The sequence below is a fragment of the Massilia sp. LXY-6 genome (assembly GCF_051233485.1).
Taxonomy (GTDB): Bacteria; Pseudomonadota; Gammaproteobacteria; order Burkholderiales; family Burkholderiaceae_D; genus Telluria.
Window position 1 is genome coordinate 17580 of sequence record NZ_JBKFGF010000011.1, and the last position, 23216, is coordinate 40795.

General features: G+C 66.4%; 23 protein-coding genes and 1 tRNA gene. 19 read left to right on the top strand and 5 right to left on the bottom strand.

The window, feature by feature from the left end; genetic code table 11:
• Positions 1–78 precede the first annotated feature (78 nt).
• From ACI48D_RS05945 to ACI48D_RS05995, 11 genes are all read left to right on the top strand, one after another.
• Positions 79–1320 carry a D-amino acid dehydrogenase gene (locus ACI48D_RS05945; protein WP_435570299.1) on the top strand — a complete coding sequence of 414 codons (1242 nt, stop codon included), beginning with the start codon at positions 79–81 and terminating at the stop codon, positions 1318–1320.
• 369 nt (positions 1321–1689) lie between these two features.
• On the top strand, positions 1690–2142 hold the full coding sequence (locus ACI48D_RS05950) for a YchJ family protein (RefSeq protein WP_435570300.1): 453 nt from the start codon (positions 1690–1692) through the stop codon (positions 2140–2142).
• 17 nt (positions 2143–2159) lie between these two features.
• The gene (locus ACI48D_RS05955) at positions 2160–3767 is read left to right on the top strand and encodes a carboxyl transferase domain-containing protein (RefSeq protein WP_435570301.1); all 1608 of its coding nucleotides are present in this window, start codon (positions 2160–2162) and stop codon (positions 3765–3767) included.
• A gap of 9 nt (positions 3768–3776) precedes the next feature.
• Entirely contained in the window at positions 3777–4565 is a 789-nt protein-coding gene (locus ACI48D_RS05960; RefSeq protein ID WP_435570302.1) for an enoyl-CoA hydratase/isomerase family protein, read from the top strand.
• A 4-nt stretch (positions 4566–4569) separates the two neighbouring features.
• Entirely contained in the window at positions 4570–5910 is a 1341-nt protein-coding gene (bioA, locus tag ACI48D_RS05965; protein ID WP_435570303.1) for an adenosylmethionine--8-amino-7-oxononanoate transaminase, read from the top strand.
• Between the two features lie 2 nt (positions 5911–5912).
• Complete coding sequence (gene bioF / locus ACI48D_RS05970; RefSeq protein ID WP_435570443.1) at positions 5913–7112, top strand: 8-amino-7-oxononanoate synthase; 1200 nt, start codon at positions 5913–5915, stop codon at positions 7110–7112.
• 47 nt (positions 7113–7159) lie between these two features.
• The gene (bioD, locus tag ACI48D_RS05975) at positions 7160–7939 is read left to right on the top strand and encodes a dethiobiotin synthase (protein WP_435570444.1); all 780 of its coding nucleotides are present in this window, start codon (positions 7160–7162) and stop codon (positions 7937–7939) included.
• Positions 7940–7960: 21 nt separating this feature from the next.
• Positions 7961–8989: a biotin synthase BioB gene (gene bioB, locus ACI48D_RS05980; protein WP_435570304.1), complete on the top strand. Its 1029-nt coding sequence runs from the start codon at positions 7961–7963 to the stop codon at positions 8987–8989.
• Between the two features lie 40 nt (positions 8990–9029).
• Positions 9030–11066 carry an acetyl-CoA carboxylase biotin carboxylase subunit gene (locus tag ACI48D_RS05985; protein ID WP_435570305.1) on the top strand — a complete coding sequence of 679 codons (2037 nt, stop codon included), beginning with the start codon at positions 9030–9032 and terminating at the stop codon, positions 11064–11066.
• Between the two features lie 9 nt (positions 11067–11075).
• The gene (locus tag ACI48D_RS05990) at positions 11076–12005 is read left to right on the top strand and encodes a 2-hydroxyacid dehydrogenase (protein ID WP_435570306.1); all 930 of its coding nucleotides are present in this window, start codon (positions 11076–11078) and stop codon (positions 12003–12005) included.
• A 2-nt stretch (positions 12006–12007) separates the two neighbouring features.
• Positions 12008–12916 carry a hydroxymethylglutaryl-CoA lyase gene (locus tag ACI48D_RS05995; protein ID WP_435570307.1) on the top strand — a complete coding sequence of 303 codons (909 nt, stop codon included), beginning with the start codon at positions 12008–12010 and terminating at the stop codon, positions 12914–12916.
• A 91-nt stretch (positions 12917–13007) separates the two neighbouring features.
• Here ACI48D_RS05995 and ACI48D_RS06000 read toward each other — a convergent pair.
• Positions 13008–13084, bottom strand: a tRNA-Pro gene (locus ACI48D_RS06000).
• A 110-nt stretch (positions 13085–13194) separates the two neighbouring features.
• Between ACI48D_RS06000 and ACI48D_RS06005 the strand changes: the two genes are divergently transcribed.
• On the top strand, positions 13195–13824 hold the full coding sequence (locus ACI48D_RS06005; protein ID WP_435570308.1) for a hypothetical protein: 630 nt from the start codon (positions 13195–13197) through the stop codon (positions 13822–13824).
• Between the two features lie 42 nt (positions 13825–13866).
• Here the strand turns inward: ACI48D_RS06005 and rsmI are convergent, their stop codons facing one another.
• On the bottom strand, positions 13867–14775 hold the full coding sequence (rsmI, locus tag ACI48D_RS06010; protein ID WP_435570309.1) for a 16S rRNA (cytidine(1402)-2'-O)-methyltransferase: 909 nt from the start codon (positions 14773–14775) through the stop codon (positions 13867–13869).
• An 11-nt stretch (positions 14776–14786) separates the two neighbouring features.
• Between rsmI and ACI48D_RS06015 the strand changes: the two genes are divergently transcribed.
• The 7 genes from ACI48D_RS06015 (at position 14787) to ACI48D_RS06045 (ending at position 19277) form a co-directional block, all read left to right on the top strand.
• A complete protein-coding gene (locus tag ACI48D_RS06015; protein ID WP_435570310.1) occupies positions 14787–16076 on the top strand; it encodes a penicillin-binding protein activator in 1290 nt (429 codons plus the stop codon).
• A gap of 1 nt (position 16077) precedes the next feature.
• Complete coding sequence (locus tag ACI48D_RS06020) at positions 16078–16440, top strand: YraN family protein (RefSeq protein WP_435570311.1); 363 nt, start codon at positions 16078–16080, stop codon at positions 16438–16440.
• Positions 16441–16503: 63 nt separating this feature from the next.
• Positions 16504–17100, top strand: a complete 597-nt coding sequence (locus ACI48D_RS06025; protein ID WP_435570312.1) for a phosphoheptose isomerase — start codon at positions 16504–16506, stop codon at positions 17098–17100.
• Positions 17090–17716 (top strand): BON domain-containing protein, encoded by a 627-nt coding sequence (locus ACI48D_RS06030; protein WP_435570313.1) that lies wholly within the window; start codon positions 17090–17092, stop codon positions 17714–17716. The genes ACI48D_RS06025 and ACI48D_RS06030 overlap by 11 nt, the downstream gene beginning before the upstream one ends.
• Positions 17717–17778: 62 nt before the next feature.
• Complete coding sequence (locus tag ACI48D_RS06035; protein ID WP_435570314.1) at positions 17779–18303, top strand: peroxiredoxin family protein; 525 nt, start codon at positions 17779–17781, stop codon at positions 18301–18303.
• Positions 18304–18383: 80 nt separating this feature from the next.
• Positions 18384–19013, top strand: a complete 630-nt coding sequence (locus ACI48D_RS06040) for a hypothetical protein (RefSeq protein ID WP_435570315.1) — start codon at positions 18384–18386, stop codon at positions 19011–19013.
• A 48-nt stretch (positions 19014–19061) separates the two neighbouring features.
• Positions 19062–19277, top strand: a complete 216-nt coding sequence (locus ACI48D_RS06045; protein WP_435570316.1) for a hypothetical protein — start codon at positions 19062–19064, stop codon at positions 19275–19277.
• A 35-nt stretch (positions 19278–19312) separates the two neighbouring features.
• Here ACI48D_RS06045 and ACI48D_RS06050 read toward each other — a convergent pair whose 3' ends face one another.
• From ACI48D_RS06050 to lipB, 3 genes are all read right to left on the bottom strand, one after another.
• The gene (locus tag ACI48D_RS06050) at positions 19313–21310 is read right to left on the bottom strand and encodes a helicase-related protein (RefSeq protein ID WP_435570317.1); all 1998 of its coding nucleotides are present in this window, start codon (positions 21308–21310) and stop codon (positions 19313–19315) included.
• Between the two features lie 192 nt (positions 21311–21502).
• Complete coding sequence (gene lipA / locus ACI48D_RS06055) at positions 21503–22495, bottom strand: lipoyl synthase (protein WP_435570318.1); 993 nt, start codon at positions 22493–22495, stop codon at positions 21503–21505.
• A 7-nt stretch (positions 22496–22502) separates the two neighbouring features.
• Complete coding sequence (lipB, locus tag ACI48D_RS06060) at positions 22503–23180, bottom strand: lipoyl(octanoyl) transferase LipB (RefSeq protein ID WP_435570319.1); 678 nt, start codon at positions 23178–23180, stop codon at positions 22503–22505.
• Between the last annotated feature and the right edge of the window lie 36 nt (positions 23181–23216).

Genomic DNA, 23216 nt, shown 5'->3' on the forward strand with positions numbered 1-23216 from the left:
CTGCGCTACATTCATTAGCGAAAGCCGGGGCCAGCCCCTAAGCTCTCACGTCATCATCGAAGAAAATAGTGTGCACGGATGCAAGAAATACTCGTGATCGGCGGCGGGGTGGTCGGCCTGAGCTCGGCCTGGTGGCTGCTCGAGGCGGGCCACAAGGTCACGCTGCTCGAACGTGCACCGCAAGTGGGCACCGGTACCAGCTTCAGCAATGGTGGCCAGCTCAGCTACCGCTATGTGTCGCCCTTTGCCGACGCCGGCGTGCCGCTGAAAGCGCTCCAGTGGATGTTCCAGGAATACGGCCCGCTGCACTTCAAGCCCCAGTTCGACGCCCAGCAGTGGCGCTGGCTGGCGGCCTTCCTCGCCAACTGCCGCGCCGACGCCAACCGGCAGACCACGCATAAGCTGCTGGAGCTGGGCGAACTGTCGCGCCGCTCGATGGTCCGGCTGGAAGCGGTGGTGCCGCCGGAATCTTTCCAGTGGCGCGAATCCGGCAAGCTGGTGGTCTACCGCACCCGCAAGGCCTTCGAGGCCGCCACCGCGAAACCCGATGCCTCCCCCACCCGCCAGGTCTGGAGCGCGGCCGAGTGCGCCGCCCACGAACCGGCGCTGGCCTCCGTCGCCGATCAACTGCAGGGCGGGATCTACAACAGCGGCGAAGCGGTGGCCGACTGTTACGCCTTCTGCGTGGCGCTGGCCGAACGCATCGCCGCGCACCCGCGCTTCACCGGCTTCGTGCACGGCGCCGCCGCGCGCCTCGTCAGCGCCGGCAACAAGATCGCCGGCGTGGAAACCAGCACCGGGCTGGTGAAAGCCGACGCCTACGTGCTGGCGGCGGGCATGCAGAGCCGCGCACTGGCCGCCAGCGCCGGCATCTCGCTGCCGCTGTATCCCCTCAAGGGCTATAGCCTGACGGCGCCGATCCGTCCGGACGACGTGGCGCCGGAAATCAGCGTCACCGACTTCGAACGCAAAGTGCTGTATGCGCGCATCGGCGCTAACTTGCGGGTGGCCGCCATGGTCGACATGGTCGGCGAAGACCTGAGCCTGGACGCGCGCCGCCTGGCCAGCCTGACGCGCCAGGTGCGCGAGACCATGCCGCACGCGGCCGACTACGGCAGCGTCACCCCCTGGGCCGGCCTGCGCCCGGCCACGCCGAACAGCGCCCCGATCGTCGGCCCGTCGCCGTACGCGAACCTGTGGCTGAACGTCGGCCACGGCCCGCTCGGCTTCACCTTCGCCTGCGGCACCGCCAGCCTGCTGGCCGACCTGGTGCAAGGAAAGGCACCGCCGTTCGCGCTGGACGGCCTGACCCTGCGCTAACGCAAACCGGGGTCAGAGCCCGTTTTTGGGCAATTGCTCGGCGGTACCGAGCTTGGGTCATCCGCCGATCAATATGGCGAAGTCTCCGTTCTTGATTTGGCATCGTTGCCGGGATTTGTGCGTGACAGTCAACAACCCCTGATGCGTTAACAGAACGGGAAATTTGCTCTGGCCCCAAATTAAATCAGAACGCGCGTATGGGGTCCCGCCTTCACAGGGACGGCGTAAATTTTTTTCGTGTGGGTTGAATTTATTTTCAGCAAAAGATCTCCGAAGATGAGGCAATTGCATCCAACGTGCCGTCTTCTCTGAAATTCCAAACAGACACGCCCTCTCACCGAGCCCCTGAAATGGCGGATAATTGCCGCCATGCTTACCCCGCCGACATCCGGCTGCCCCTGCGGCAGCAACCTGCCCATCCTGCGATGCTGCGGCCCCTACATCGCCGGCGCCGCGCTGCCGCCGACCGCCGAAGCGCTGATGCGTTCGCGCTACACGGCCTATGTGATGCAGGTCGAGGACTACCTGCGCGCCACCTGGCATCCCAGTACCCGGCCCATTGATCCCATCATCGACAAAAATGAAAAGATTCAATGGCTCGGACTTGAGATAAAATCTGCTTTACGTTTACGTCAACGTAAAGCAGATCTGCCGGAACAGATAGACCAGGACACCGTCGAATTCGTCGCCCGCTTCAGGGTCAACGGCCGCGCGCAGCGGCTGCACGAGATCAGCAACTTCGTGCGCGAACCCGAAACGCCCGGCGGCGTACCGCGCTGGTTCTATGTGGACGGCAGCTTCCCCGAGCAAGGTACTAAATAGAATACGCAGGAGACGCGATGCCCCAGATCGACAGCAAACTCAATTTACGTAGCGAGGATTTCAAGGCCAATACCGCGGCCATGCAAGCCCTGGTCGACGACCTGCGCGCGAAAGTCGCAGCAAGCGCCAAGGGCGGCGGCGAAGTGGCAAGCAGCCGCCACGTCGCCCGCGGCAAGCTGCTGCCGCGCGACCGTGTGCAGATGCTGCTCGATCCGGGTACGCCCTTCCTCGAGTTCTCCCAGCTTGCTGCTTATGAAATGTATGACGGCGCCGCCCCGGCCGCCGGCATCATCACCGGTATCGGCAGGGTCAGCGGCCAGGAATGCGTGATCGTCTGTAACGACGCCACCGTCAAGGGCGGCACTTATTACCCGATGACCGTCAAGAAGCACCTGCGCGCCCAGGAGATCGCCGAGCAGAACAATCTGCCCTGCATCTACCTGGTCGACTCGGGCGGCGCCAACCTGCCGAACCAGGACGATGTCTTCCCCGACCGCGACCACTTCGGCCGCATCTTTTACAACCAGGCGAATCTCTCAAGCAAAGGCATCCCGCAGATCGCCGTGGTGATGGGTTCCTGCACCGCCGGCGGCGCCTACGTGCCGGCGATGAGCGACGAGTCCATCATCGTCAAGGAACAGGGCACGATCTTCCTGGGCGGCCCGCCCCTGGTCAAAGCGGCGACCGGCGAAGTGGTGAGCGCCGAAGACCTGGGCGGCGGCGACGTCCACACCCGCCTGTCCGGCGTGGTCGACCACCTGGCGCAGAACGACACCCACGCGCTGTCGCTGGCCCGCACGATCGTCTCGAACCTGAACCGCGTGAAACCGGTGCAGGGCGCGCTGCGTGAAGCCCAGGAGCCGAAGTACGCCCGCGAAGAGCTGTACGGCGTGATCCCGGTCGACACCCGCAAACCCTTCGATGTGCGCGAAGTCATCGCCCGCATCGTCGACGGCAGCGAGTTCGACGAGTTCAAGGCCCGCTACGGCACCACGCTGGTGTGCGGCTTCGCCCACGTCTATGGCATGAAGGTCGGCATCATCGCGAATAACGGCATCCTGTTCTCGGAGTCGGCGCTGAAGGGCACCCACTTCATCGAGCTGTGCTGCCAGCGCAAGATCCCGCTGGTGTTCCTGCAGAACATCACCGGCTTCATGGTCGGCCGCAAGTACGAGAACGAGGGCATCGCCCGCAACGGCGCGAAGATGGTGACGGCGGTGGCGACCGCCTCGGTACCGAAATTCACCGTGATCATCGGCGGCTCTTTCGGCGCCGGAAACTACGGCATGTGCGGCCGCGCCTTCTCGCCGCGCTTCCTGTGGATGTGGCCGAACGCGCGCATCTCCGTGATGGGCGGCGACCAGGCGGCTTCCGTGCTGGCCACCGTCAAGCGCGACGGCATCGAGGCCAAGGGCGGCCAGTGGTCGCCCGATGAAGAAGCCGCGTTCAAGCAGCCGATCAAGGAACAGTACGAGCACCAGGGCCACCCCTACTACGCCACCGCGCGCCTGTGGGACGACGGCGTGATCGATCCGGCCGATACCCGCATGGTGCTGGGCCTGGGCCTGTCCGCCGCGCTGAACGCGCCGATCGAAGACACGAAGTTCGGCGTCTTCCGCATGTAAGGAGAGAACATGGATACCTACGACAGCCTCGAGATCTCCGTTGCGGACAAGGTCGCAACCATTACCCTGAACCGTCCGGACGTACGCAACGCCTTCAACGAGACCGCCATCGCCGACCTGACGATGGCCTTCGACGAAGCCGGCCAGGACGCGGATATCCGCGCGATCGTGCTGGCCGCGAACGGCCCGGCCTTCTGCGCCGGCGCGGACCTGAACTGGATGAAAAAGATGGCCGGCTACTCCTTCGATGAGAACGAAGCCGACGCCCTGCGCCTGGCCGACATGCTGCGCACCATCTACTTCAGCCCGAAGCCGGTGGTGGCGAAAGTGCAGGGCGACTGCTACGCCGGCGGCATGGGCCTGGTGGCGGCCTGCGACATCGTGGTGGCGAGCGAAGGCGTGAACTTCTGCCTGTCCGAAGTGAAGCTGGGCCTGATCCCGGCCACGATTTCGCCCTACGTCATCAAGGCCATGGGCGACCAGGCTTCGCGCCGCTACTTCCTCACCGCCGAGCGCTTCGACGCTAGCTGCGCCAAGCGCCTCGGCCTGGCCCACGAGGTGGTGCCGGCCGAAGAGCTGGACGCCACCGTCGCCGGGATCGTCAAGGCGCTGGTGAACAACAGCCCGAACGCCGTGCGCGAAGCGAAGAAGCTGGTGCGCGACATCGCCGGGCTGCCGATCGACGACGTGCTGCTGGCCGATACCGCCGGCCGCATCGCGCACATCCGTGCATCCGCCGAGGGACGCGAAGGGGTCGCGTCCTTCCTCGAAAAGCGCAAACCCTCATGGCTGGAATAAAATTTTGAACCGTAATACCTCGTCCGACTGGATCGCGCGCAGCCTGCGCAGCGTCTGGCACCCATGCACGCAGATGCAGCACCACGAAGAGGTGCCGCTGATCGCCGTCAGCCACGCCAAGGGGCCGTGGCTCTACGACCATGAAGGCCGGCGCTACCTGGACGGCATCAGCTCGTGGTGGGTCAACCTGTTCGGCCACGCCAACCCGCGCATCAACGCCGCCCTCAAGCAGCAACTCGACCAGCTGGAACACGCGATGCTGGCCGGCTTCACCCACGAGCCGGTGGTCGAACTGTCCGAACAACTGGCGGCATTGACCGGCCATGCGCTGGGCCACGCCTTCTATGCGTCGGACGGCGCCTCGGCGGTCGAGATCGCGCTCAAGATGAGTTTCCATTACTGGCGCAACGCCGGTTATCCGAACAAGCAAGAATTCGTCTGCCTGCAGGGTTCCTACCACGGCGAGACCGTCGGTGCGCTGGCCGTCACCGACGTCGCCCTGTTCAAGGATGCCTACGGCCCGCTGCTGCGCGCCTCGCGCACCGTGGCCTCGCCCGATGCCCGTAATGCCGTGGACGGCGAATCGGCCCAGGACGTGGCGCGCCGCGCGATCGAGGACGTCGAGCAGCTATTTGCCGAGAACGGCGACACCATCGCCGCCATCATCGTCGAGCCGCTGGTGCAGTGCGCAACCGGCATGGCGATGCACGACCCGCTCTACCTGCAGCGCCTGCGCGAGCTGTGCGACCGCTACCACGTGCACCTGATCGCCGACGAGATCGCGGTCGGCTGCGGCCGCACCGGCACTTTCTTCGCCTGCGAACAGGCTGCCATCTGGCCGGATTTCCTGTGCCTGTCGAAGGGGATCAGCGGCGGCTACCTGCCGCTGTCGCTGGTGCTCAGCAGCGACAGGATCTACGAGGCCTTCTACAGCGAAGACATCACGCGCGGCTTCCTGCACTCGCACTCCTACACCGGCAACGCCCTGGCCTGCCGCGCGGCGCTGGCGACCCTGCAGATCTTCCGGGACGACGACGTGCTGGTCAAGAACCGCGACACGGCCACGCGCCTGATGCTGGAAATGGCCCCGCTGCTGGAACACGAGCGCGTGACCAACTTCCGCCAGCGCGGCATGATCCTGGCGTTCGACGCCGTCGAGCCGGACGCTCCACGCGCTTCGACCTTCGCGCGCCGCTTCTTCAGCACCGCGGTCGAGAACGAACTGCTGCTGCGCCCGATCGGCCGCACCGTGTACCTGATGCCGCCCTATGTGCTGGACGAGGAAGAGATCGCCGGGCTGGCGGCGCGCACCCGCACCGTATTCGAAAAGGTGATCGCCGAATGACCATCGACCTCATCGCGGGCCTCGAGCGCCAGCTGGACGCGCTGGCGGGCCAGAGCCTGACGCGCCGCCGCCGCACCGCCGACACCCCGTGCGCACCGCGCCAGGTGGTCGATGGCCGTCCCATGCTCGCCTTCTGCAGCAACGATTACCTGGGCCTGGCCGCGCACCCGCGCGTGGTCGCGGCCCTGCGCGAAGGAGCGGAACTGTACGGCGCCGGCAGCGGCGCCTCGCACCTGGTGTCCGGCCATAGCCGCGCGCATGCGCTGCTGGAAGAGCGCCTGGCCGCCTTGGAGTCTCCGCACCTGGTCGATGCGAAGGCGCTGTATTTCTGCACCGGCTACATGGCCAACCTGGCCGTGCTCACGGCGCTGGGCAACGATCCGGACGCGGTGATCTTTTCGGAAGCGCTGAACCACGCGTCCCTGATCGACGGCGCACGCCTGGCGCGGGCCGGCGTCACGGTCTACCCGCATGGCGACGTGGCCGCATTGGAAGCGAAACTCGCGGCCAGCAAGGCCACCACGAAAATCGTCGTCACCGACAGCGTATTCAGCATGGACGGCGACCTGGCCCCGCTGCCCGGGCTGCTGGCCCTGTGTGAACGCCACGGCGCCTGGCTGGTGGTCGACGATGCCCACGGCTTCGGCGTGCTGGGAGAGAACGGCCGCGGCGCGCTCGAGCATTGCAAGCTGCGTTCGCCCAACCTGGTCTACGTCGGCACGCTGGGCAAGGCCGCCGGCGTCGGCGGTGCCTTCGTCGCGGCGCATGCAGCCGTCATCGAGCTGATGATCCAGCGTGCCCGCCCCTACATCTACACGACCGCGGCCCCGCCCGCGCTCGCGCATGCGCTGCTGGCCAGCCTCGACATCATCGAGGGCGAGGAAGGCGCCGCACGGCGCGCCCACCTGGCCAGGCTGATCGCGCTGCTCGACCGCGAACTGAAGCTGCAGCGCTGGCAGCGTCCCGTCTCGCACACGGCGATCCAGCCGATCGTCATCGGCGCCAACGACGAAGCGCTGCGGGTGGCGAGCCGCCTGCACGAGCAGGGCCTGTGGGTGCCGGCGATCCGCCCGCCGACCGTGGCGCCGGGCACGGCGCGCCTGCGCGTGACCCTGTGCGCCGCGCACACCGAGGAAGACGTCGCGCAGCTGGCCGCTGCGCTCAACAAGCTCGAACATGAGATGGAAAGGACCGGAACATGAGCCTCAACGATCCTGAACAACCGGGCGGCACTTCCGCCCAGCCCGACATCGGGTTTGCCGAACCGATGACGGCGACCGCGCCGGTGCCCACCGCCGTGCCGGCGCCGCTGGCGGCCGAAGGCGTGCCGATCCGCTTCGCCTGCTTCGTGACCGGCACCGATACGGAAATCGGCAAGACCCTGATCAGCGCCGCGATCCTGCACAAGCTGGTGCAGCACGGCCAGCGCGCCTGCGGCATGAAGCCGATCGCGGCCGGCGCCGAAGAGCGCGACGGCATGCTCCACAACGAAGACGCCGCCATGCTGCGCGCCGCCGGCAACGTCAACCTGCCGCAGCACATCACCACGCCGTTCATGCTGCGCGAGCCCTGCGCGCCGCACATCGCGGCCGAGCTGGAAGGCGTGCGCATCGAGCCGGTGCCGATCATGACCGCCTATGCCGAAATACTGGGAGCGTCCGACGCCACCGTGGTCGAGGGCGTGGGCGGCTTCTGCGTGCCCTTTTCCGACGATTTCGACAGCGCCGACCTGGCGGTGCAGCTCGGCCTGCCGGTGATCCTGGTGGTCGGCCTGCGCCTGGGCTGCATCAACCATGCCCTGCTGACCGCCGAAGCGGTCGTCGCGCGCGGCCTGGTGCTGGCCGGCTGGGTCGCCAACCAGGTCGATCCCGACATGCGCTTCGCCGACGAGAACGTGGCCGCGCTCGAAAAACGCATGCCCGCGCCCCTGCTGGGACGCGTGCCGCGCCTTGAACAACCATCGGCCGCCGATGCGGCGGTCTATATCGAGCTCGCGGGCGTGCCGGGATGGCCGTCCGCACGCTGCTGAAATACCCATAAAGGAAACACCATGTCCCAAGTCGTTACCCTCCACCCGCCCGCTACCCAAGCTTCGCTGCCGAAGGACGCCACCTGGCCGCTGGCCGAGGTCAAGGCCCTGTTCGAGCTGCCGCTGCCGGAGCTGATGTTCCGCGCCCAACAGGCGCACCGCGCCAACTTCCCCGACGGCGACGTCGAGCTGGCCACGCTCCTGTCGATCAAGACCGGCGGCTGCGAGGAAGACTGCGGCTACTGCCCGCAGGCGGCGCGCTACGACACCGGCGTCGAAGCGAAAAAAATCCTCGAACTGGACACCGTGCTGGCCGCCGCGGCCGAGGCCAAGGCCAAGGGCGCGACCCGCTTCTGCATGGGCGCCGCCTGGCGCAGCCCGAAGGAGCGCGACATGGAGAAGGTCGAGGCGATGGTGCGCGGCGTGAAGGCGCTGGGCATGGAAACCTGCGCCACCCTCGGCATGCTGGAAGAGGGACAGGCCGAGCAGCTGAAGCAGGCCGGCCTGGACTACTACAACCATAACATCGACACCTCGCCCGACTTCTATGGCGACGTGATCTCGACCCGCGAATACAACGACCGCCTCGACACGCTCGGCCGCGTACGCAACGCCGGCCTGAAGATCTGCTGCGGCGGCATCGTCGGCATGGGCGAGACGCGCGAACAGCGCGCCGGCCTGATCGCCCAGCTGGCCAACATGAACCCGTATCCGGAATCGGTGCCGATCAACCACCTGGTGCAGGTCGAAGGCACGCCGCTGCACGGCCTGCCGCCGCTGGACCCGATCGAGTTCGTGCGTACCATCGCCGTGGCCCGCATCACCATGCCGAAGGCCCGCGTGCGCCTGTCGGCCGGCCGGCGCGAGCTGGGCGAAGCGGTGCAGGCGATGTGCTTCATGGCCGGCGCCAACTCGATCTTCTACGGCGACAAGCTGCTCACCACCGACAACCCGGAGGCGGATGACGACCGCAAGCTGCTGGAGAAGCTGGGCCTCAGGACGCGCTCGGCGATGCTGGAGTCGGTGCAGAAGGAAAGCTGCGGGTGCTGATCCACTAACTTTATAAACAATATAAAAGACGAGACACCACATGTTCACCAAGATCCTCATCGCCAACCGTGGCGAAATTGCCTGCCGTGTCGCCGCCACCGCGCGCCGCATGGGCATCCGTACCGTTGCCGTCTACTCGGAAGCCGACGCCGGCGCGAAGCACGTCGCGGTCTGCGATGAAGCGGTCTTGATCGGCCCGGCCGCGGCCAAGGACAGCTACCTGCGCGGCGACAAGATCATCGAGGTCGCCAAGGCCACCGGCGCCCAGGCCATCCACCCGGGCTACGGCTTCCTGTCCGAGAACGCGGAATTCGCCGAAGCTTGCGAGGCGGCCGGCCTGGTCTTCATCGGCCCGGCGGGCTCCTCGATGCGCGCGATGGGGTCGAAGTCGGCCGCCAAGCAGTTAATGGAGCAAGCGAACGTGCCGCTGGTGCCGGGCTACCATGGCGACGACCAGGATCCGGAACTGCTGCAGAGCGAGGCGAACCGCATCGGCTATCCGGTGCTGTTGAAGGCCAGCGCCGGCGGCGGCGGCAAGGGCATGCGTGTGGTGGAACGTTCGGAAGATTTCCAGGCGGCCCTGGCTTCCTGCAAGCGCGAAGCGATTTCGTCCTTCGGCGACGACAAGGTGCTGGTCGAGAAATACCTGACCCGCCCGCGCCACATCGAGATCCAGGTGTTCGCCGACAAGCTGGGCAACTGCGTCTACCTGCACGAGCGCGACTGCTCGGTGCAGCGCCGCCACCAGAAGGTGCTGGAAGAAGCGCCGGCGCCCGGCATGACGCTTGAACGCCGCGCCGCGATGGGCGAGGCGGCGGTGGCGGCCGCGCGCACGGTGAACTATGTCGGCGCCGGCACCGTCGAATTCATCGCCAACCAGGACGGCTCGTTCTACTTCATGGAAATGAACACGCGCCTGCAAGTGGAGCATCCGGTCACCGAGATGATCACCGGGACCGACCTGGTCGAATGGCAGTTGCGCGTGGCCTTTGGTGCGCCGCTGCCGAAGCGGCAGCACGAACTGGCCATCCACGGCCACGCGATCGAGGCGCGCGTCTACGCCGAGAATCCGGAAAAGGGCTTCCTGCCCTCGATCGGCACGCTGCGATTCATGGACGTGCCCTCGCATGTGTCGTTCGAACTGGGTGGCTCGGCAGCCGCCCCGGCCGGCGTGCGCATCGATTCGGGCGTGCGCGAAGGCGATGCCATTTCTCCGTTCTACGACCCGATGATCGCCAAGCTGATCGTGTGGGGCGCGGACCGCACCCAGGCGCTGTCGCGCATGGCGCAGGCGCTGTCCGAGTTCCACATCGTCGGCCTGGCCACCAACATCGCCTTCCTGAAGCGCCTGGTGGAGGGACAAGCCTTTGCCAGCGCCGACCTCGACACCGGCCTAATCGAGCGGAACAACGCTTCCCTGTTCCCGCCGGCCGGCCCGGCACCAAAAGGAGCGCTGGCCCTGGCCGCCGTCGCGCTGGCGGATGCCGAACAGGCCTTGTCCGTATCGCGCAATCCGGCCGACCCGTGGACCAGCACCCACGGCTGGCGCATGAACGGCAGCTACCGCCGGGTGCTGGCCTTCAGCGACGACTACAGCGCCGCCCTCGACGCCAAGGCGTATGACGTCGCCCTGGCCTACCACCCGCACGGCTGGGTGCTGGAGCTGGACGGTGTAGCCCACCCGCTGGCGCTGGTGTCGAAGCGCGGCGGAGACTATGCGATCCGGCTCGACGGCACGGCCCTGCACGGCACCGTGCGCCGCGACGGCGAACTGCTGCACGTGTTCAGCGGCGGCCTGCACACCACCCTGCACTACGCCGACCCGATGGCGCATGCCGGTGAGGTGGAAGCGGCGGGGGGCCGCCTGACCGCGCCGATGCCGGGCAAGGTGGTGGCCGTGATCGCGAAGGACGGCCAGAGCGTGAAAAAGGGCGAGCCGCTGGTGATCATGGAAGCGATGAAGATGGAACACACGATCGCGGCGCCGAGCGATGGCCTGGTCGAGGAGATCCTGTACCAGGTCGGCGACCAGGTGGCCGACGGCGCGCCGCTGCTGGCCTTCAAGGCCGCGGCCTGAGGAGGCAGCTTGCGACTCCTCCTGTACCGTGGCGACGGCGTGATCGAGCCGTGGGCACGCGATTTCGCGCAGGCGCTGCCGCAGGCCGAGACGGTGGCGTGGGAAGAGGGACGGCCTCTGCCCCCCTGCGACTACGCCGTCCTGTGGGCGCCCACCCCTGCCCTGCTCGACCAGCTCGCGCAGGTGAAGGCCATCTTCCTGATGGGCGCGGGCGTGGACGCCATCCTGAAATTCGGCGAATCCTTGCCCGACGTGCCGGTGATCCGCCTCGGCGACGCCGGCATGGGCGAGCAGATGGCGGAATACGTGGCATATGCCGTGCTGCGCTACTTCCGCCGCTTCGACGAATACGAACAACAGGCGCGCCAGGGCGTGTGGCATCCGCTCGCGGCGCGCAGAAAAGACGCGTTCACGGTCGGCGTGCTGGGACTGGGCAAGCTCGGCATCCCGGTGGTGCAGGCACTGCGCCAGCTCGGCTTTCCGGTGCGTGGCTGGAGCCGCACGGCCAAGGACCTGCCGGGCGTGGACTGCTACGCCGGCATGGCGTCGCTCGACGATTTTTTACGAGGCACGCGCGTGCTGGTCTGCATGCTGCCGCTCACGCCGGAGACGAACAACCTGCTGGACCGCGCGCGGCTGTCGAAGCTGCCCGAGGGAGCCTACCTGGTCAACGTGGCGCGCGGCGCCCAGGTCGCCGAGCCGGACTTGCTGGGCCTGATCCGCTCAGGCCACATCCTGGGTGCCACGCTGGACGTGTTCCGCAACGAACCGCTGCCCGCGCCGCATCCGTTCTGGAGCGAACCACGCATCACCATCACGCCGCACATCTCGGCGCTCACGGTCCGCGAGGAAGCCGTGCGCCAGATCGCGCACAAGATCAAGCTGCTCGAACAGGGTGAACACGTCGCCGACGTGGTCGACCGCAACCGGGGATATTAATAATGAATCTGCCTGCACAAGTAAAAATCGTCGAAGTCGGCCCGCGCGACGGGCTGCAGAACGAAAAGGAAGCGGTGTCCGCCGCCGTGAAGATCGAACTGGTCGACCGCCTGTCGCGCGCCGGCTTCCCCAACATCGAGGCCGCGTCCTTCGTCTCGCCGAAATGGGTGCCGCAGATGGCGACCAGCGCGGAAGTCATGGCCGGCATCACGCGCCGTCCGGGCACGATCTACTCGGCGCTGACGCCGAACATGCAAGGTTTTGAAGCGGCCCTGGCAAGCAGGGCGGACGAAGTCGTGATCTTCGGCTCGGCTTCGGAAGCCTTCTCGCAAAAGAACATCAACTGCTCGATCGCCGAATCGATCGCGCGTTTCGAGACGGTGGCGAAGGCCGCCAAGGAACACGGCCTGCGCCTGCGCGGCAGCATCAGCTGCGCGTTCGGTTGCCCCTACCAGGGCGAAGTGCCGCTCGAGGCCGTGGCCGACGTGGTGGCGCGCATGCGCGAGCTGGGCTGCGACGAGATCGACATCGCCGACACGATCGGCGTCTCGACCCCGAGAAAAACCCAGGCCGTGATGGAGACGGCGGCGCGCGCCTTCAGGCTGGAGGGCATCTCCGGCCATTTCCACGACACCTACGGCCAAGCCCTGGCGAACATCTACGCCAGCCTGGAAGTGGGCGTGGCGATCTTCCACTCGTCGGTGTCGGGCCTGGGCGGCTGCCCGTACGCGAAGGGCGCGACCGGCAACGTCGCCACCGAGGACGTGCTCTACATGATGAACGGGCTGTGCATCGAGACCGGCATCGACCTCGACCAGGTGGTGGAGGCCGGCCACTTCATTTCGCAGCAACTGGGCCGCAAGGGCGTGAGCCGGGCCGGGAATGCACTGCTGGCCAAGCGCGCGGTCTGATTCGGCGTGATCGTGGGCACCCGTGCCCACCATGTCGCTTGGCGGAAATGAAAAAGGCCGACAGCTTTCACTGTCGGCCTTTTCGTTATACTGGTCGGAGTACAAGGATTCGAACCTTGGACCCTCTGGTCCCAAACCAGATGCGCTACCGGGCTGCGCTACACTCCGAAGACAGCCATCATAACGTCCGCGGAGCCCCCGGTCAAGGAAAGCACTCGTGAACGTGCGCAAATGCGCGCAGTTGAGGCTTTCCGGCACAGAATCGATGGGAGTCGCTTATGAATGCCGTCATCGACCATTTCCCGGGTCCGGGCTTCGATGCCCTTCCCGACCGCAAGCAAACGACACGCATCGCGGCGGGCATCGCCATCTCGCTGGCCGTGCATGCGCTGCTGTTGTCGATCTATCGCCAGCCGCGGCCGGCGGCCTTGCCCGCCACCGTCACCGAAACGCTCACCGTGCGCCTGCAGGCGGCGCCGGAACATCCGCCGGTAGCCGAGCCCGCCCTGCCTGCAGCGCAGCCCGCGCCGCGCAGCAAGCCGCCAGCACACACCCGCCCTGCCCGCCGCATCATCGCCGTGCCGCCGCCGGCGGCGCCATCCGAGGAAGGTTTCAAGGTCGATACCCAGCCCGCCGCGCCGCCCGCCGATGCGGCACCTGAGGCCACGCCGCGCTTCAACCTGGACGCCGCACGCAAGCTCGCGCGCCAGGTGGCGGACGAGCCGGACCCGGCCAAGGTGGGAACGGCGCTGGAACGGCTGCCGCCTCCGCCTTTGCAGACCGAAAACAAATTCGAACGGGCCATCAAGGGAGCGAAGCGGGCGGACTGCAAGGATGGCGTGCCGGGTGGCCTACTGGCGCCGATCTTCCTGGCGATGGACAAGAAGGACAGCGGCTGCAAGTGGTGACCGTGCCCAGTGCTTCAGCATGGGGCTAGCTGGAACGACGGTTCAGGCTTCACCCTTGATCTGCAAGGCCCGCTCGTACAGCGCATTCTTCTTGCGCCCGGTAATCTGCGCCGTCAGATTCGCCGCCTGCTTCACCGAGCACTCCGTCAGCAGGATCTGCAGGATCCGCTCCGCTTCCGCATCTCCCTCGTCGCCGGCCGGTGCCGCGCCTTCGACCAGGACCACGAATTCGCCGCGCTCGCGGTGCTGGTCGGCCTTGACCCAGGCCAGCGCCTCGTTCAACTGGCAGCGGTGGATCTCTTCGAACATCTTGGTCAGCTCGCGCGCGAACACGACCTGGCGCGTCGGCTCGAACACGCTGGCCAAGGCCTCGACGCAGTCGGTGATGCGGTGCGGCGCCTCGTAGAACACGAGGGTCGAGGTTTCAAGCTTGAGCCGGGCCAGTTCCGTTTCGCGCTGCTTGGCCTTGGCCGGTAAAAAGCCGACAAAATGGAAACGGTCGTTCACCAGGCCGCTCGCCGACAGCGCCGTGACCGCCGCCGAGGCGCCCGGCACCGGCACCACGTTCAGGCCGGCGTTGCGCACCGCGTCGACGATGCGGGCGCCGGGATCGGAGACGGCCGGCGTGCCGGCGTCCGACACCAGCGCCACGCGCTCGCCCGCGCGCAGGCGCTGCACCAGCTTGTCGGCCACCTCGCGCTCGTTGTGCTGGTGGGCCGCCACCATCTGCTTGTTCAGGCCGAAGCGCGTCAGCAGGGCGCCGGTCTTGCGCGTGTCCTCGCAGGCGACGACGTCGGCGATCATCAGCACGTGCAGGGCACGCAGGCTAATGTCGGTGACATTGCCGATCGGTGTGGCCACGACGTACAGCGTTGCGGTAGGATAGGACTGCTGGGCTGCCTCGCCCAGGACGGGCAATTGGGCGATCTGGCTGGACTGGGTGACGGTCATGTGGGGATCGAATGCTGATTAAAAATCTCAAAGCGCTGGGTACAAGCCTGGCGATGGTGCTGCTGGCCGGCTGCAGCACGGTAAGCCTCGACGAGCCGCAGGGATTGTGCGCGCCCGGGGGCGCAAACACAAGTCCCAGGAGCGGTGACTATGCCTGCCCGGAGCGCGCGCCCGCGCCGCCACCCAGCTATGTGCCGCCGCCACGCGAGCCGGAAGCCGCGCCGGTCCAGACCAGGCCGATCCAGCTGCCGGGCCGGGAGCCGCTTGAACCGCGCGCCAACGCCGCGCCCGCAGCCGGGAACGCCGGCCAGGTCCGCGTCGCCCTGCTGCTGCCGATGAATTCCAGCGCGCTGGGCGCCGCCGCCGATTCCGTGCGTGCCGGCTTCATGGCCAGCGTCGAGCGCGACGGCGCCGGCGTCGAGGTCGAACTGGTCCCCACCGGCGACAGCGCCGACGATACCCTCTCCGCCTATTCCCGGGCCGCCGCTTCGCACGACGTCGTGGTCGGACCGCTGGCCCGTCCCGCCGTCAGCGCGCTGGCCGCCGGCGGCACCGTGAGCCGCCCGACCGTTGCCCTGAACCATCCCGAACCGCGCGGTAACTTACCGCGAGGCATGGTGGTGGCCGGCCTGTCGATCGAGGACGAGGCGCGCCAGGCCGCCGACTGGGCGGCGCGCGAGCATCCGCACGGACGGGTGCTGATCCTGACCAGCAATGCCCCCTGGGCCCAGCGCGCGGCCGCCGCCTTCGAAGCGCGCTGGAACGAACTCGGCCATACGGGCCAGCGCTTCAGCGTCCCGTCCACCGGCGGCCGGATCGACCCTGGCGTCATCTCCGAGCTGAAGATGCGGCTGGACGTCGATCCGCCCGGGCTGCTGTTCGGCGCGCTCGACGTGGTCGAGCTGCGCCAGGTGCGCGCCCAGACCGGCAACGCCATCCCCTGCTACGTCGGCAGTTCCGGCAATCCCGGCCGCGCGCCCGGCATGGGCCTGCCGGAGCTGGACGGCCTGCGCGTGGTCGACCTGCCGTGGATGATACGGCCGGACAACCGCGCGGTGATGATGTATCCGCGTCCGCTCGACACCGAACAGGCGCTGACCATGAACCGCCTGTACGCGCTCGGCATCGACGCCTTCCTGGTCGCGCGCGAGCTGGCCCTGCGTCCGGGATCTCCCTTCGTCATCGACGGCGTCACCGGCCATCTGGAGGTAGACGCCGGCGGCAACCCGCGCCTGCGGCGCCGCGAATCCATGGCCGTCTACCGGGGCGGCGACTTCGAACCGGTCGACGCGAGCCCCTGAGATGTGGCCGGCCCGCCTGTCACCAAAGCAGGAACTGGGTCGACAGGGAGAAGAATCGGCGCTGGCGTATCTTCAACGCCACGGTTTGGTGCTGATCGAAGCGAACTTCCGGTGTAAATTGGGAGAGATCGACCTCGTCATGCGCGAGGAACAGACCCTGGTCTTCGTCGAGGTGCGCCAGCGCGCCGACCGTTCGCGCGGCGGGGCCGCCGCCAGCATCACGCCGGCGAAAATCCGCCGCATCGTGCGCGCCGCCCAGGTCTATCTGCAGCGCTTCCAACGCCTGCCGCCCTGCCGCATCGACGTCGTCGCGATCGACGGCGGCCAGCTCGAATGGTATCGGAACGCCATCGAATCCCATTGAAGTGTAAGCATTTTTTACCCCACTTGCGCGGTAGACGTTGCCGCTGCACTATAATCTTCGACCATGAATACTCAACGCATCCTCGCTCATTTCCAGGAAAGCGCCGAACTGAAGCTGAAGTCGGGCCAGCTGCTGGCACAACCCATTTCCCAGGCCATCGAACTGATGTTCAATGCCCTGTCCAACGGCAACAAGATCCTGGCATGCGGCAACGGCGGTTCAGCCGGCGACGCCCAGCACTTTGCTGCCGAGCTGGTCGGCCGCTTCGAGCGCGAGCGTTTTCCGCTGCCCGCGATCTCGCTGAGCACCGACACCTCGATCATCACGGCGGTCGCCAACGACTACAGCTTCAACGAGATCTTCAGCAAGCAGGTCCAGGCCCTGGGCCAGGCCGGCGACATCCTGCTGGCGATCTCGACGTCCGGCAACTCCGCCAACGTGCTGGCGGCCGCCGAAGCGGCGCTCGAGCGCGAGATGCGCGTGGTCGCCCTGACCGGCAAGGATGGCGGCAAGCTGGGCCAGCTGCTGACCGATGCCGACGTCCATATCAACGTGCAGCACGCACGCACCGCGCGCATCCAGGAAGTGCATCTGGTGGCGATCCACAGTATCTGCGACGGCATCGATGTCGCCCTGTTCGGAGAAGAAGATGCAAGTTAAGAAAGTCGTTCTGACCGCCGCCGTGCTCGCGTCCTTGATGGCATCGCTGCAAGGTTGCGTGGCCGTGGTGGCAGGCGGCATGGTCGCCGGCGCGGTGGCAAGCACCGATCGCCGCACCCTGGGCGCCCAGACCGAAGACAAGGCGATCGCCGTGAAGGCCGAGACCCGCATGCCGCAGATCGTCGGCGACGCCGGCCACGTCAGCATCAACAGCTATAACCGCAAGGTGCTGCTGACCGGCGAAGTGCGCGATGAGGAAATGAAGCGTGCCGTCGAGAACGAAGTGCGCGGCATCACCAACGTCGACAACGTGATCAACGAACTGGTGATCGCCGGCCCGTCGAGCTATACCTCGCGTTCGAACGACGCCCTGATCACCAGCAAGGTCAAGCTCAGCCTGGCCGACAAGAAGACGGTCTCGGCCAATTCCTTCAAGGTCGTGACCGAGCGCGGCAACGTCTACCTGATGGGCCTGGTGACCCAGCGCGAAGGAAATATCGCGGCCCAGGTGGCACAAGGCGTGTCCGGCGTGATCCGCGTCGTCAAGATGTTCGAATACATCAGCGAAGAAGACCTGCGCACGATGCAGCCGCAGCAGGCATCGCAAACCCAGTAAGCGCAAGGAAAAGGCGGCGAGCCTATAATGGCTTGTCGCCCGTTCACGGATGAGATGAACTCATGACCGCTCCTGCCTCAAACCCTTCCTGGATCAAGCCGGCCGCCATCGGCGCCACCGTGCTCGCGATCGCCGGCATCGGCTTCGCCGCCTTCAGCCAGCAGCCGGCCGCCCCGGACGTCACCTTCATCAGCATCGACGGCCAGAAGATCAGCTCGCAAGATTTGCGCGGCAAGGTCGTGATGGTCAATTTCTGGGCAACCTCCTGCGCCACCTGCGTGAAGGAAATGCCGCAGATGGTCGCGACCTACAACAAGTTCCGCAACCAGGGCCTGGAATTCGTCGCCGTCGCGATGAGCTACGATCCGCCGAACTATGTCCTGAACTACGCCGAGACCCGTAAGCTGCCGTTCAAGGTCGCGCTCGATTCCGGCGGCGACCTGGCCAAGCAATTCGGCGACGTGGCGATGACCCCGACCACCTTCGTCATCGGCAAGGACGGCAAGATCCTCAAGCGCTACCTGGGCGAGCCGGATTTCGCGGCGCTGCACACGCTGTTGCAGAAGTCGCTGAGCGCCAGCTCATAAGTTCGCCCCCCTGAGCTCCCGCAAGTCCTGCCCGTCTGCCTGGCCCAAGCTTGATGCGTTCGCTGGCAAAGGAGATTCTAATGCGTAAGCCATTCAAGTCCGCCCTCCTGCTCCCGCTCCTGCTGGCGGGCTGTACGAGTGCCGACCCCGGCTTGCGCGATACCGTCATCCTGCATTACCAGCACGTTGCGAACGTGCACCGGATCGACTTCAGGACGCCGGTAGTGCTGCGCCGCAACGAGGCCGTCCATTTCGTGCTGCCGCTCGAGTCGCAAGGCTTCTGGGCCGTGTTCGTACTGTGCAGCGTGGACGCCACCGGTCCCGGGGTGCCGGCCTTCTATTACGACGTCGACCGTTTCCGGGTGCAGTTTGACGACCGTCACTTCGGACCGCTGCGTCCCTACACGCTGCGGCTCGAGGATTCGATCGACCTGAACACGCGCACCGATACCGCCGCCATCGTCGACGCCATTACGGCAGAGATCCACCAGGGGCCGCCCAGCCAGGTGTTCCGCCACGGCTTCTATCCGAACCTCGACTACCGCTTCGCGATCTACGTGCCGCAGGGCCTGGCCGACTACGCCGGCGAGGAATTGCCCTTGCGCTACGTGGGTGGCCACACCATGGTGTCGGGAAATGGCACGCCGCCATCCGACATTCCGGTGGCGGGCGGAAACGGCACCGGCATCACTTCGCGCTGCCGGCCTTGAATCATCGGCCCTGAATCATCGGCCTTGAATCATTGAAGGGAGAACAGCATGAGTGCAGCAAACGACACGATGACGGTCGAGCAAGCCTACCGGGCCATGCTGGCCTTCCTCGAACGCGAGGTCGACCTGACCGAATCCAGCGACCTGGCCGACCTGGTGAGCGAATACAAGCTCGGGGCCGACGGGCAGACCCGGGATCCGGCGATCTGGGAAGAATGGCTGGAGGCAGTGGGGAAAGTGGTCAAGCAAGAAAAGGCCGGTTGAGGCACGCAGCGTCTAGACGTCGCTCCCGCGAAGTTTTACCAACGCCCTCTTTCCTTTTTCGACTGCCGCTTGCGCGCCGCCGCGTTCTGCTGCTGCAGCAGCGAATCGACGCGCTCGGAGGCTTCGCGCGCCAATTGCTGGGCCAGCTCGATGCTGGGGAAGAACTCGGGCATCCGATAACCCAGCCAGGCATAGGCCGAGTACATGCGGCAGGTGTCCTCGACTTCCTGCAGGTTCTGCCAGAACAGTTCCTGCGGATGCGGCTGCAGCTTGCAGATCTTCTTCTTCGCCAGCGACTGCGCCCAATGGCTCCAGGCGCTCTCCAGGGTCGGCACCCGGGTCGAGATCGGCACCAGCGACATCGTGAATTTCTCGGCCACGCTCAGGTCGAGGGTGTCGAGCCATTCGGCGCGCTCGTTCTGCTCTTCCGTAATGCGCGGGTAGAAAAAGCCGTCCGGCACGTCGATGTTGTGCACGAAGCGCCGCAACAGCTTGACCAGGGAGGTCTCGCCCGTCACCGAGGCGATCCGGTGTAATTGCTCGAGCGAAGGCGCGACCGCGAAGCCGGTGGCCGGCACCGGCGGGATCTTTTCCTTCATCAGCGAGCGCATGATGTCGTGGGTATCGTCGTCGTAGCCGGCGACAAAACCTTCCTCGTGCACGCCGTAGCGCCCTGCCCGTCCGGCGATCTGCTTGGCCAGCGCGGCCGAGATTTCTTCTTCCTCGACGCCGTTGTACTTCACGGCCGTGGTCATCACGATGCGCTGGATCGGCATGTTCAGGCCCATCGCCAGCGCGTCGGTGCCGACCACGATGTCGGCCTGGCCCTCGCGGAAGCGCTCGGCCTGGGCGCGCCGCACTTCCGGAGACAGATTGCCGTAGACCGTGGCCACCGACAAGCCCGTTTCCGTGATCATGTCGCGCCACATCAGCACGTCGCGCCGCGAGAAGGCGATGACGGCGTCGCCGCGTTTCAGGTTCCTGATCTTGCGCACCGCGCCGGGCTCCATCGACAGCGGCGCTTTCCTCTTTAACACGTGCACCTCGAGCGGACACTCCAGGCGCTCGGCCAGGGCCTCGATCGCGCGCCGCGCTTCGGGCGCGCCGACCAGGTAGACGACGGAGGCCGGCGCACCGCACACGGCCGCGGTCCAGGCGGCGCCGCGGTCGCGGTCGGCCAGCATCTGGATCTCGTCGATCACCGCCACCTCGACCTTCGTCCTGGTGTCCAGCATCTCGACGGTGCTGGCGACGTGGGTCGCGTTCTCGGCTAGGCGCCGCTCTTCTCCGGTGACCAGGCTGACGGCCAGCGGTTCGCCGTCTTCCCTCACCACGCCCTGCAGGCGCTCGTAGTTTTCCAGCGCCAGCAGGCGCAGCGGGGCAAGATAGACGCCGCTCTCGGCCTGTGCCAGGTGTTCCATCGCGCGGTGGGTTTTACCGGAATTGGTCGGCCCGAGCAGGGCGATGAAGCGGCGCGCCATCTTGCTGGCGACCTCGAAGGATTGCGGGTACTCGGCCAGGTTGATGCTTTCCTTGGTGCGCGCGGCGTGGCGCTCTTCCTGGTCGCGTTCGACGGCGTGGTCGAGGCGCTGGCGGATGCGCTCGAACACGTATTCGGCCGGCTCGGACGTTTCCAGTTCCTCCAGCACGTGCAGGAACAGCATCGGATCGAAGCCGGCATCCTCGCAGCGGTCGGCAATGTCTCGCACGAATTCCTCGACGTCCTGGTTCAGGTCGTCGATGGCGTCGCGGGTGGCGCGCTCTTCGATGAGCTCGCGGCGCGCGCCGAGGTCCATTTTTCTCCACTTGCTGGGCTTGGCCAGCACGCCGCGCGCCGGCACCAGGCGGTAATCGACGTGCAGGCCGTCCGCGCGCACCGCGCCACTGAAGCGCAGGAACACGCGCCCTTCCATCTTGACCAGCTCGACGCCGCGCTGGCTCAGCTTCAGGTCGTGTTCGAGGAAGGCGTCATCGTCGCCCAGGTTGGTGTCGGCGGCGTCGTTGGCGGGATAACGGGAATGGTGTTGGCTCATGTTTTTTTATGCACGGGCTTGGGTTGTCGCCAATATAGCGCGCTTGGCGCGCGGGCTACGTTCGGCAAGCCACGTGCGGGATCAATCGGTGAAAAAAGCGTGGGCGGAGGCCGCCCACCCTACGCCGAATCACGGTCCCGTAGGGTGGGCGGCTTCCGCCCACCATGTACTGCTGATCGAGGAAAGACTGGCTTACGCAGCCACGCCCGCCTCATGCGCCTGCTGGTCCGCGTGGTACGACGAACGCACCATCGCGCCCACGGCCGCGTGCACGAAGCCCATCTCGTAGGCCTTCTCTTCGAACATTTTAAAAGTGTCAGGGTGCACGTAGCGGCGCACCGGCAGGTGCGAGTTCGACGGCGCCAGGTACTGGCCGATGGTCAGCATGTCGATGTCATGTGCGCGCATGTCGCGCATGACTTCGAGGATTTCCTCGTCGGTCTCGCCCAGGCCCACCATCAGGCCGGATTTGGTGACGGCATTCGGGTACTTGGCCTTGAAGTCGCGCAGCAGCACCAGCGAGTGCTGGTAGTCGGCGCCCGGGCGTGCTTCCTTGTACAGGCGCGGCACGGTTTCCAGGTTGTGGTTCATCACGTCCGGCAGGCCGTCGGCGAAGATGTTCAGCGCCTTTTCCAGGCGGCCGCGGAAGTCCGGCACCAGCACTTCGATCTTGGTGTTCGGCGACAGCGCGCGCGTCTTCTGGATGCACTCGACGAAGTGGCCGGCACCGCCGTCGCGCAGGTCGTCGCGGTCGACCGAGGTGATCACCACGTAGGACAGGCGCAGGTCGGCGATGGTCTTGGCCAGGTTGCCAGGCTCGTTCACGTCCAGCGGGTCGGGACGGCCGTGGCCGACGTCGCAGAACGGGCAACGGCGGGTGCACTTGTCGCCCATGATCATGAAGGTCGCGGTGCCCTTGCCGAAGCACTCGCCGATGTTCGGGCAGCTCGCTTCTTCGCACACCGTCACCAGGTTGTTGGCGCGCAGGATGTCCTTGATCTCGTAGAAGCGTGACGACGCGGTGACGGCCTTCACGCGGATCCAGTCCGGTTTTTTCAGGCGCTCGTGCTGCTCGACCGGCACGATCTTGATCGGGATGCGCGACGTCTTGCTCGCGCCCTTTTGCTTTTCGCTGGCGTTGTAGGCAGCTGCTGCGGCGGTGCCGGTATCGATTTCGGAAGTCATGTGCTCTTTACCCCGATAGGGTTTCAGTTGGTTTGATCGTTGCGGACAAATGGCCGGCCAGGGCCTGCGCCAGCGCCTGCTGCACATCGTGCAACGGCGCTTCCACGCCCATGGTGCGCATGTCCACCGTGGCCAGCCCGGAATAGCCGCACGGGTTGATCCAGGTGAAGGGAGACAAATCCATCGCCACGTTCAGCGAGACGCCGTGGTAGGTGCAGCCGTTGCCGCGTACTTTCAGGCCGAGGGCCGCGATCTTGGCGCCCTTGCGCGGCCCCTCGGCGATATAGATGCCGGGAGCGCCTTCGACGCGTTCACCCGCCAGATTATACGCCGCCAGCACATCGATGACTGCCTGCTCGATCTTGTGGACGAACTGGCGTGCGTACAGCTTGCCGCCTGGCTTGTTGCGGCGCAGGTCCATCAGCAGGTAGATCACGACCTGGCCGGGACCGTGGTAGGTCACCTCGCCGCCGCGGTCGGTCTGGACCACCGGGATCTGGTGCGCGTTCAGGACATGGCCGCGGTCGGCGCCCAGGCCGAGCGTAAACACCGGCGGGTGCTCGACGATCCAGAGTTCGTCGGGGGTGTCGGGCGTGCGCGCGTCCGTGAAGGCACGCATGGCGGCGAAGACGGTATCGTAATCGGCGCGGCCGAGCTCACGGATGGCAGGGCGGTTCGCTGGCATGGAAACTGTGGGAACGGGAATGGAATGCCTCGACAT

Bases quoted from the DNA above. Each gene is read 5' to 3' on its own strand.
- ACI48D_RS05945 (WP_435570299.1), top strand. From the start codon at position 79: ATGCAAGAAATACTCGTGATCGGCGGCGGGGTGGTCGGCCTGAGCTCG.
- ACI48D_RS05950 (WP_435570300.1), top strand. From the start codon at position 1,690: ATGCTTACCCCGCCGACATCCGGCTGCCCCTGCGGCAGCAACCTGCCC.
- ACI48D_RS05955 (WP_435570301.1), top strand. From the start codon at position 2,160: ATGCCCCAGATCGACAGCAAACTCAATTTACGTAGCGAGGATTTCAAG.
- ACI48D_RS05960 (WP_435570302.1), top strand. From the start codon at position 3,777: ATGGATACCTACGACAGCCTCGAGATCTCCGTTGCGGACAAGGTCGCA.
- bioB (WP_435570304.1), top strand. From the start codon at position 7,961: ATGTCCCAAGTCGTTACCCTCCACCCGCCCGCTACCCAAGCTTCGCTG.
- ACI48D_RS05985 (WP_435570305.1), top strand. From the start codon at position 9,030: ATGTTCACCAAGATCCTCATCGCCAACCGTGGCGAAATTGCCTGCCGT.
- ACI48D_RS05995 (WP_435570307.1), top strand. From the start codon at position 12,008: ATGAATCTGCCTGCACAAGTAAAAATCGTCGAAGTCGGCCCGCGCGAC.
- ACI48D_RS06005 (WP_435570308.1), top strand. From the start codon at position 13,195: ATGAATGCCGTCATCGACCATTTCCCGGGTCCGGGCTTCGATGCCCTT.
- rsmI (WP_435570309.1), bottom strand. From the start codon at position 14,775: ATGACCGTCACCCAGTCCAGCCAGATCGCCCAATTGCCCGTCCTGGGC.
- ACI48D_RS06015 (WP_435570310.1), top strand. From the start codon at position 14,787: ATGCTGATTAAAAATCTCAAAGCGCTGGGTACAAGCCTGGCGATGGTG.
- ACI48D_RS06020 (WP_435570311.1), top strand. From the start codon at position 16,078: ATGTGGCCGGCCCGCCTGTCACCAAAGCAGGAACTGGGTCGACAGGGA.
- ACI48D_RS06025 (WP_435570312.1), top strand. From the start codon at position 16,504: ATGAATACTCAACGCATCCTCGCTCATTTCCAGGAAAGCGCCGAACTG.
- ACI48D_RS06030 (WP_435570313.1), top strand. From the start codon at position 17,090: ATGCAAGTTAAGAAAGTCGTTCTGACCGCCGCCGTGCTCGCGTCCTTG.
- ACI48D_RS06035 (WP_435570314.1), top strand. From the start codon at position 17,779: ATGACCGCTCCTGCCTCAAACCCTTCCTGGATCAAGCCGGCCGCCATC.
- ACI48D_RS06040 (WP_435570315.1), top strand. From the start codon at position 18,384: ATGCGTAAGCCATTCAAGTCCGCCCTCCTGCTCCCGCTCCTGCTGGCG.
- ACI48D_RS06045 (WP_435570316.1), top strand. From the start codon at position 19,062: ATGAGTGCAGCAAACGACACGATGACGGTCGAGCAAGCCTACCGGGCC.
- ACI48D_RS06050 (WP_435570317.1), bottom strand. From the start codon at position 21,310: ATGAGCCAACACCATTCCCGTTATCCCGCCAACGACGCCGCCGACACC.
- lipA (WP_435570318.1), bottom strand. From the start codon at position 22,495: ATGACTTCCGAAATCGATACCGGCACCGCCGCAGCAGCTGCCTACAAC.
- lipB (WP_435570319.1), bottom strand. From the start codon at position 23,180: ATGCCAGCGAACCGCCCTGCCATCCGTGAGCTCGGCCGCGCCGATTAC.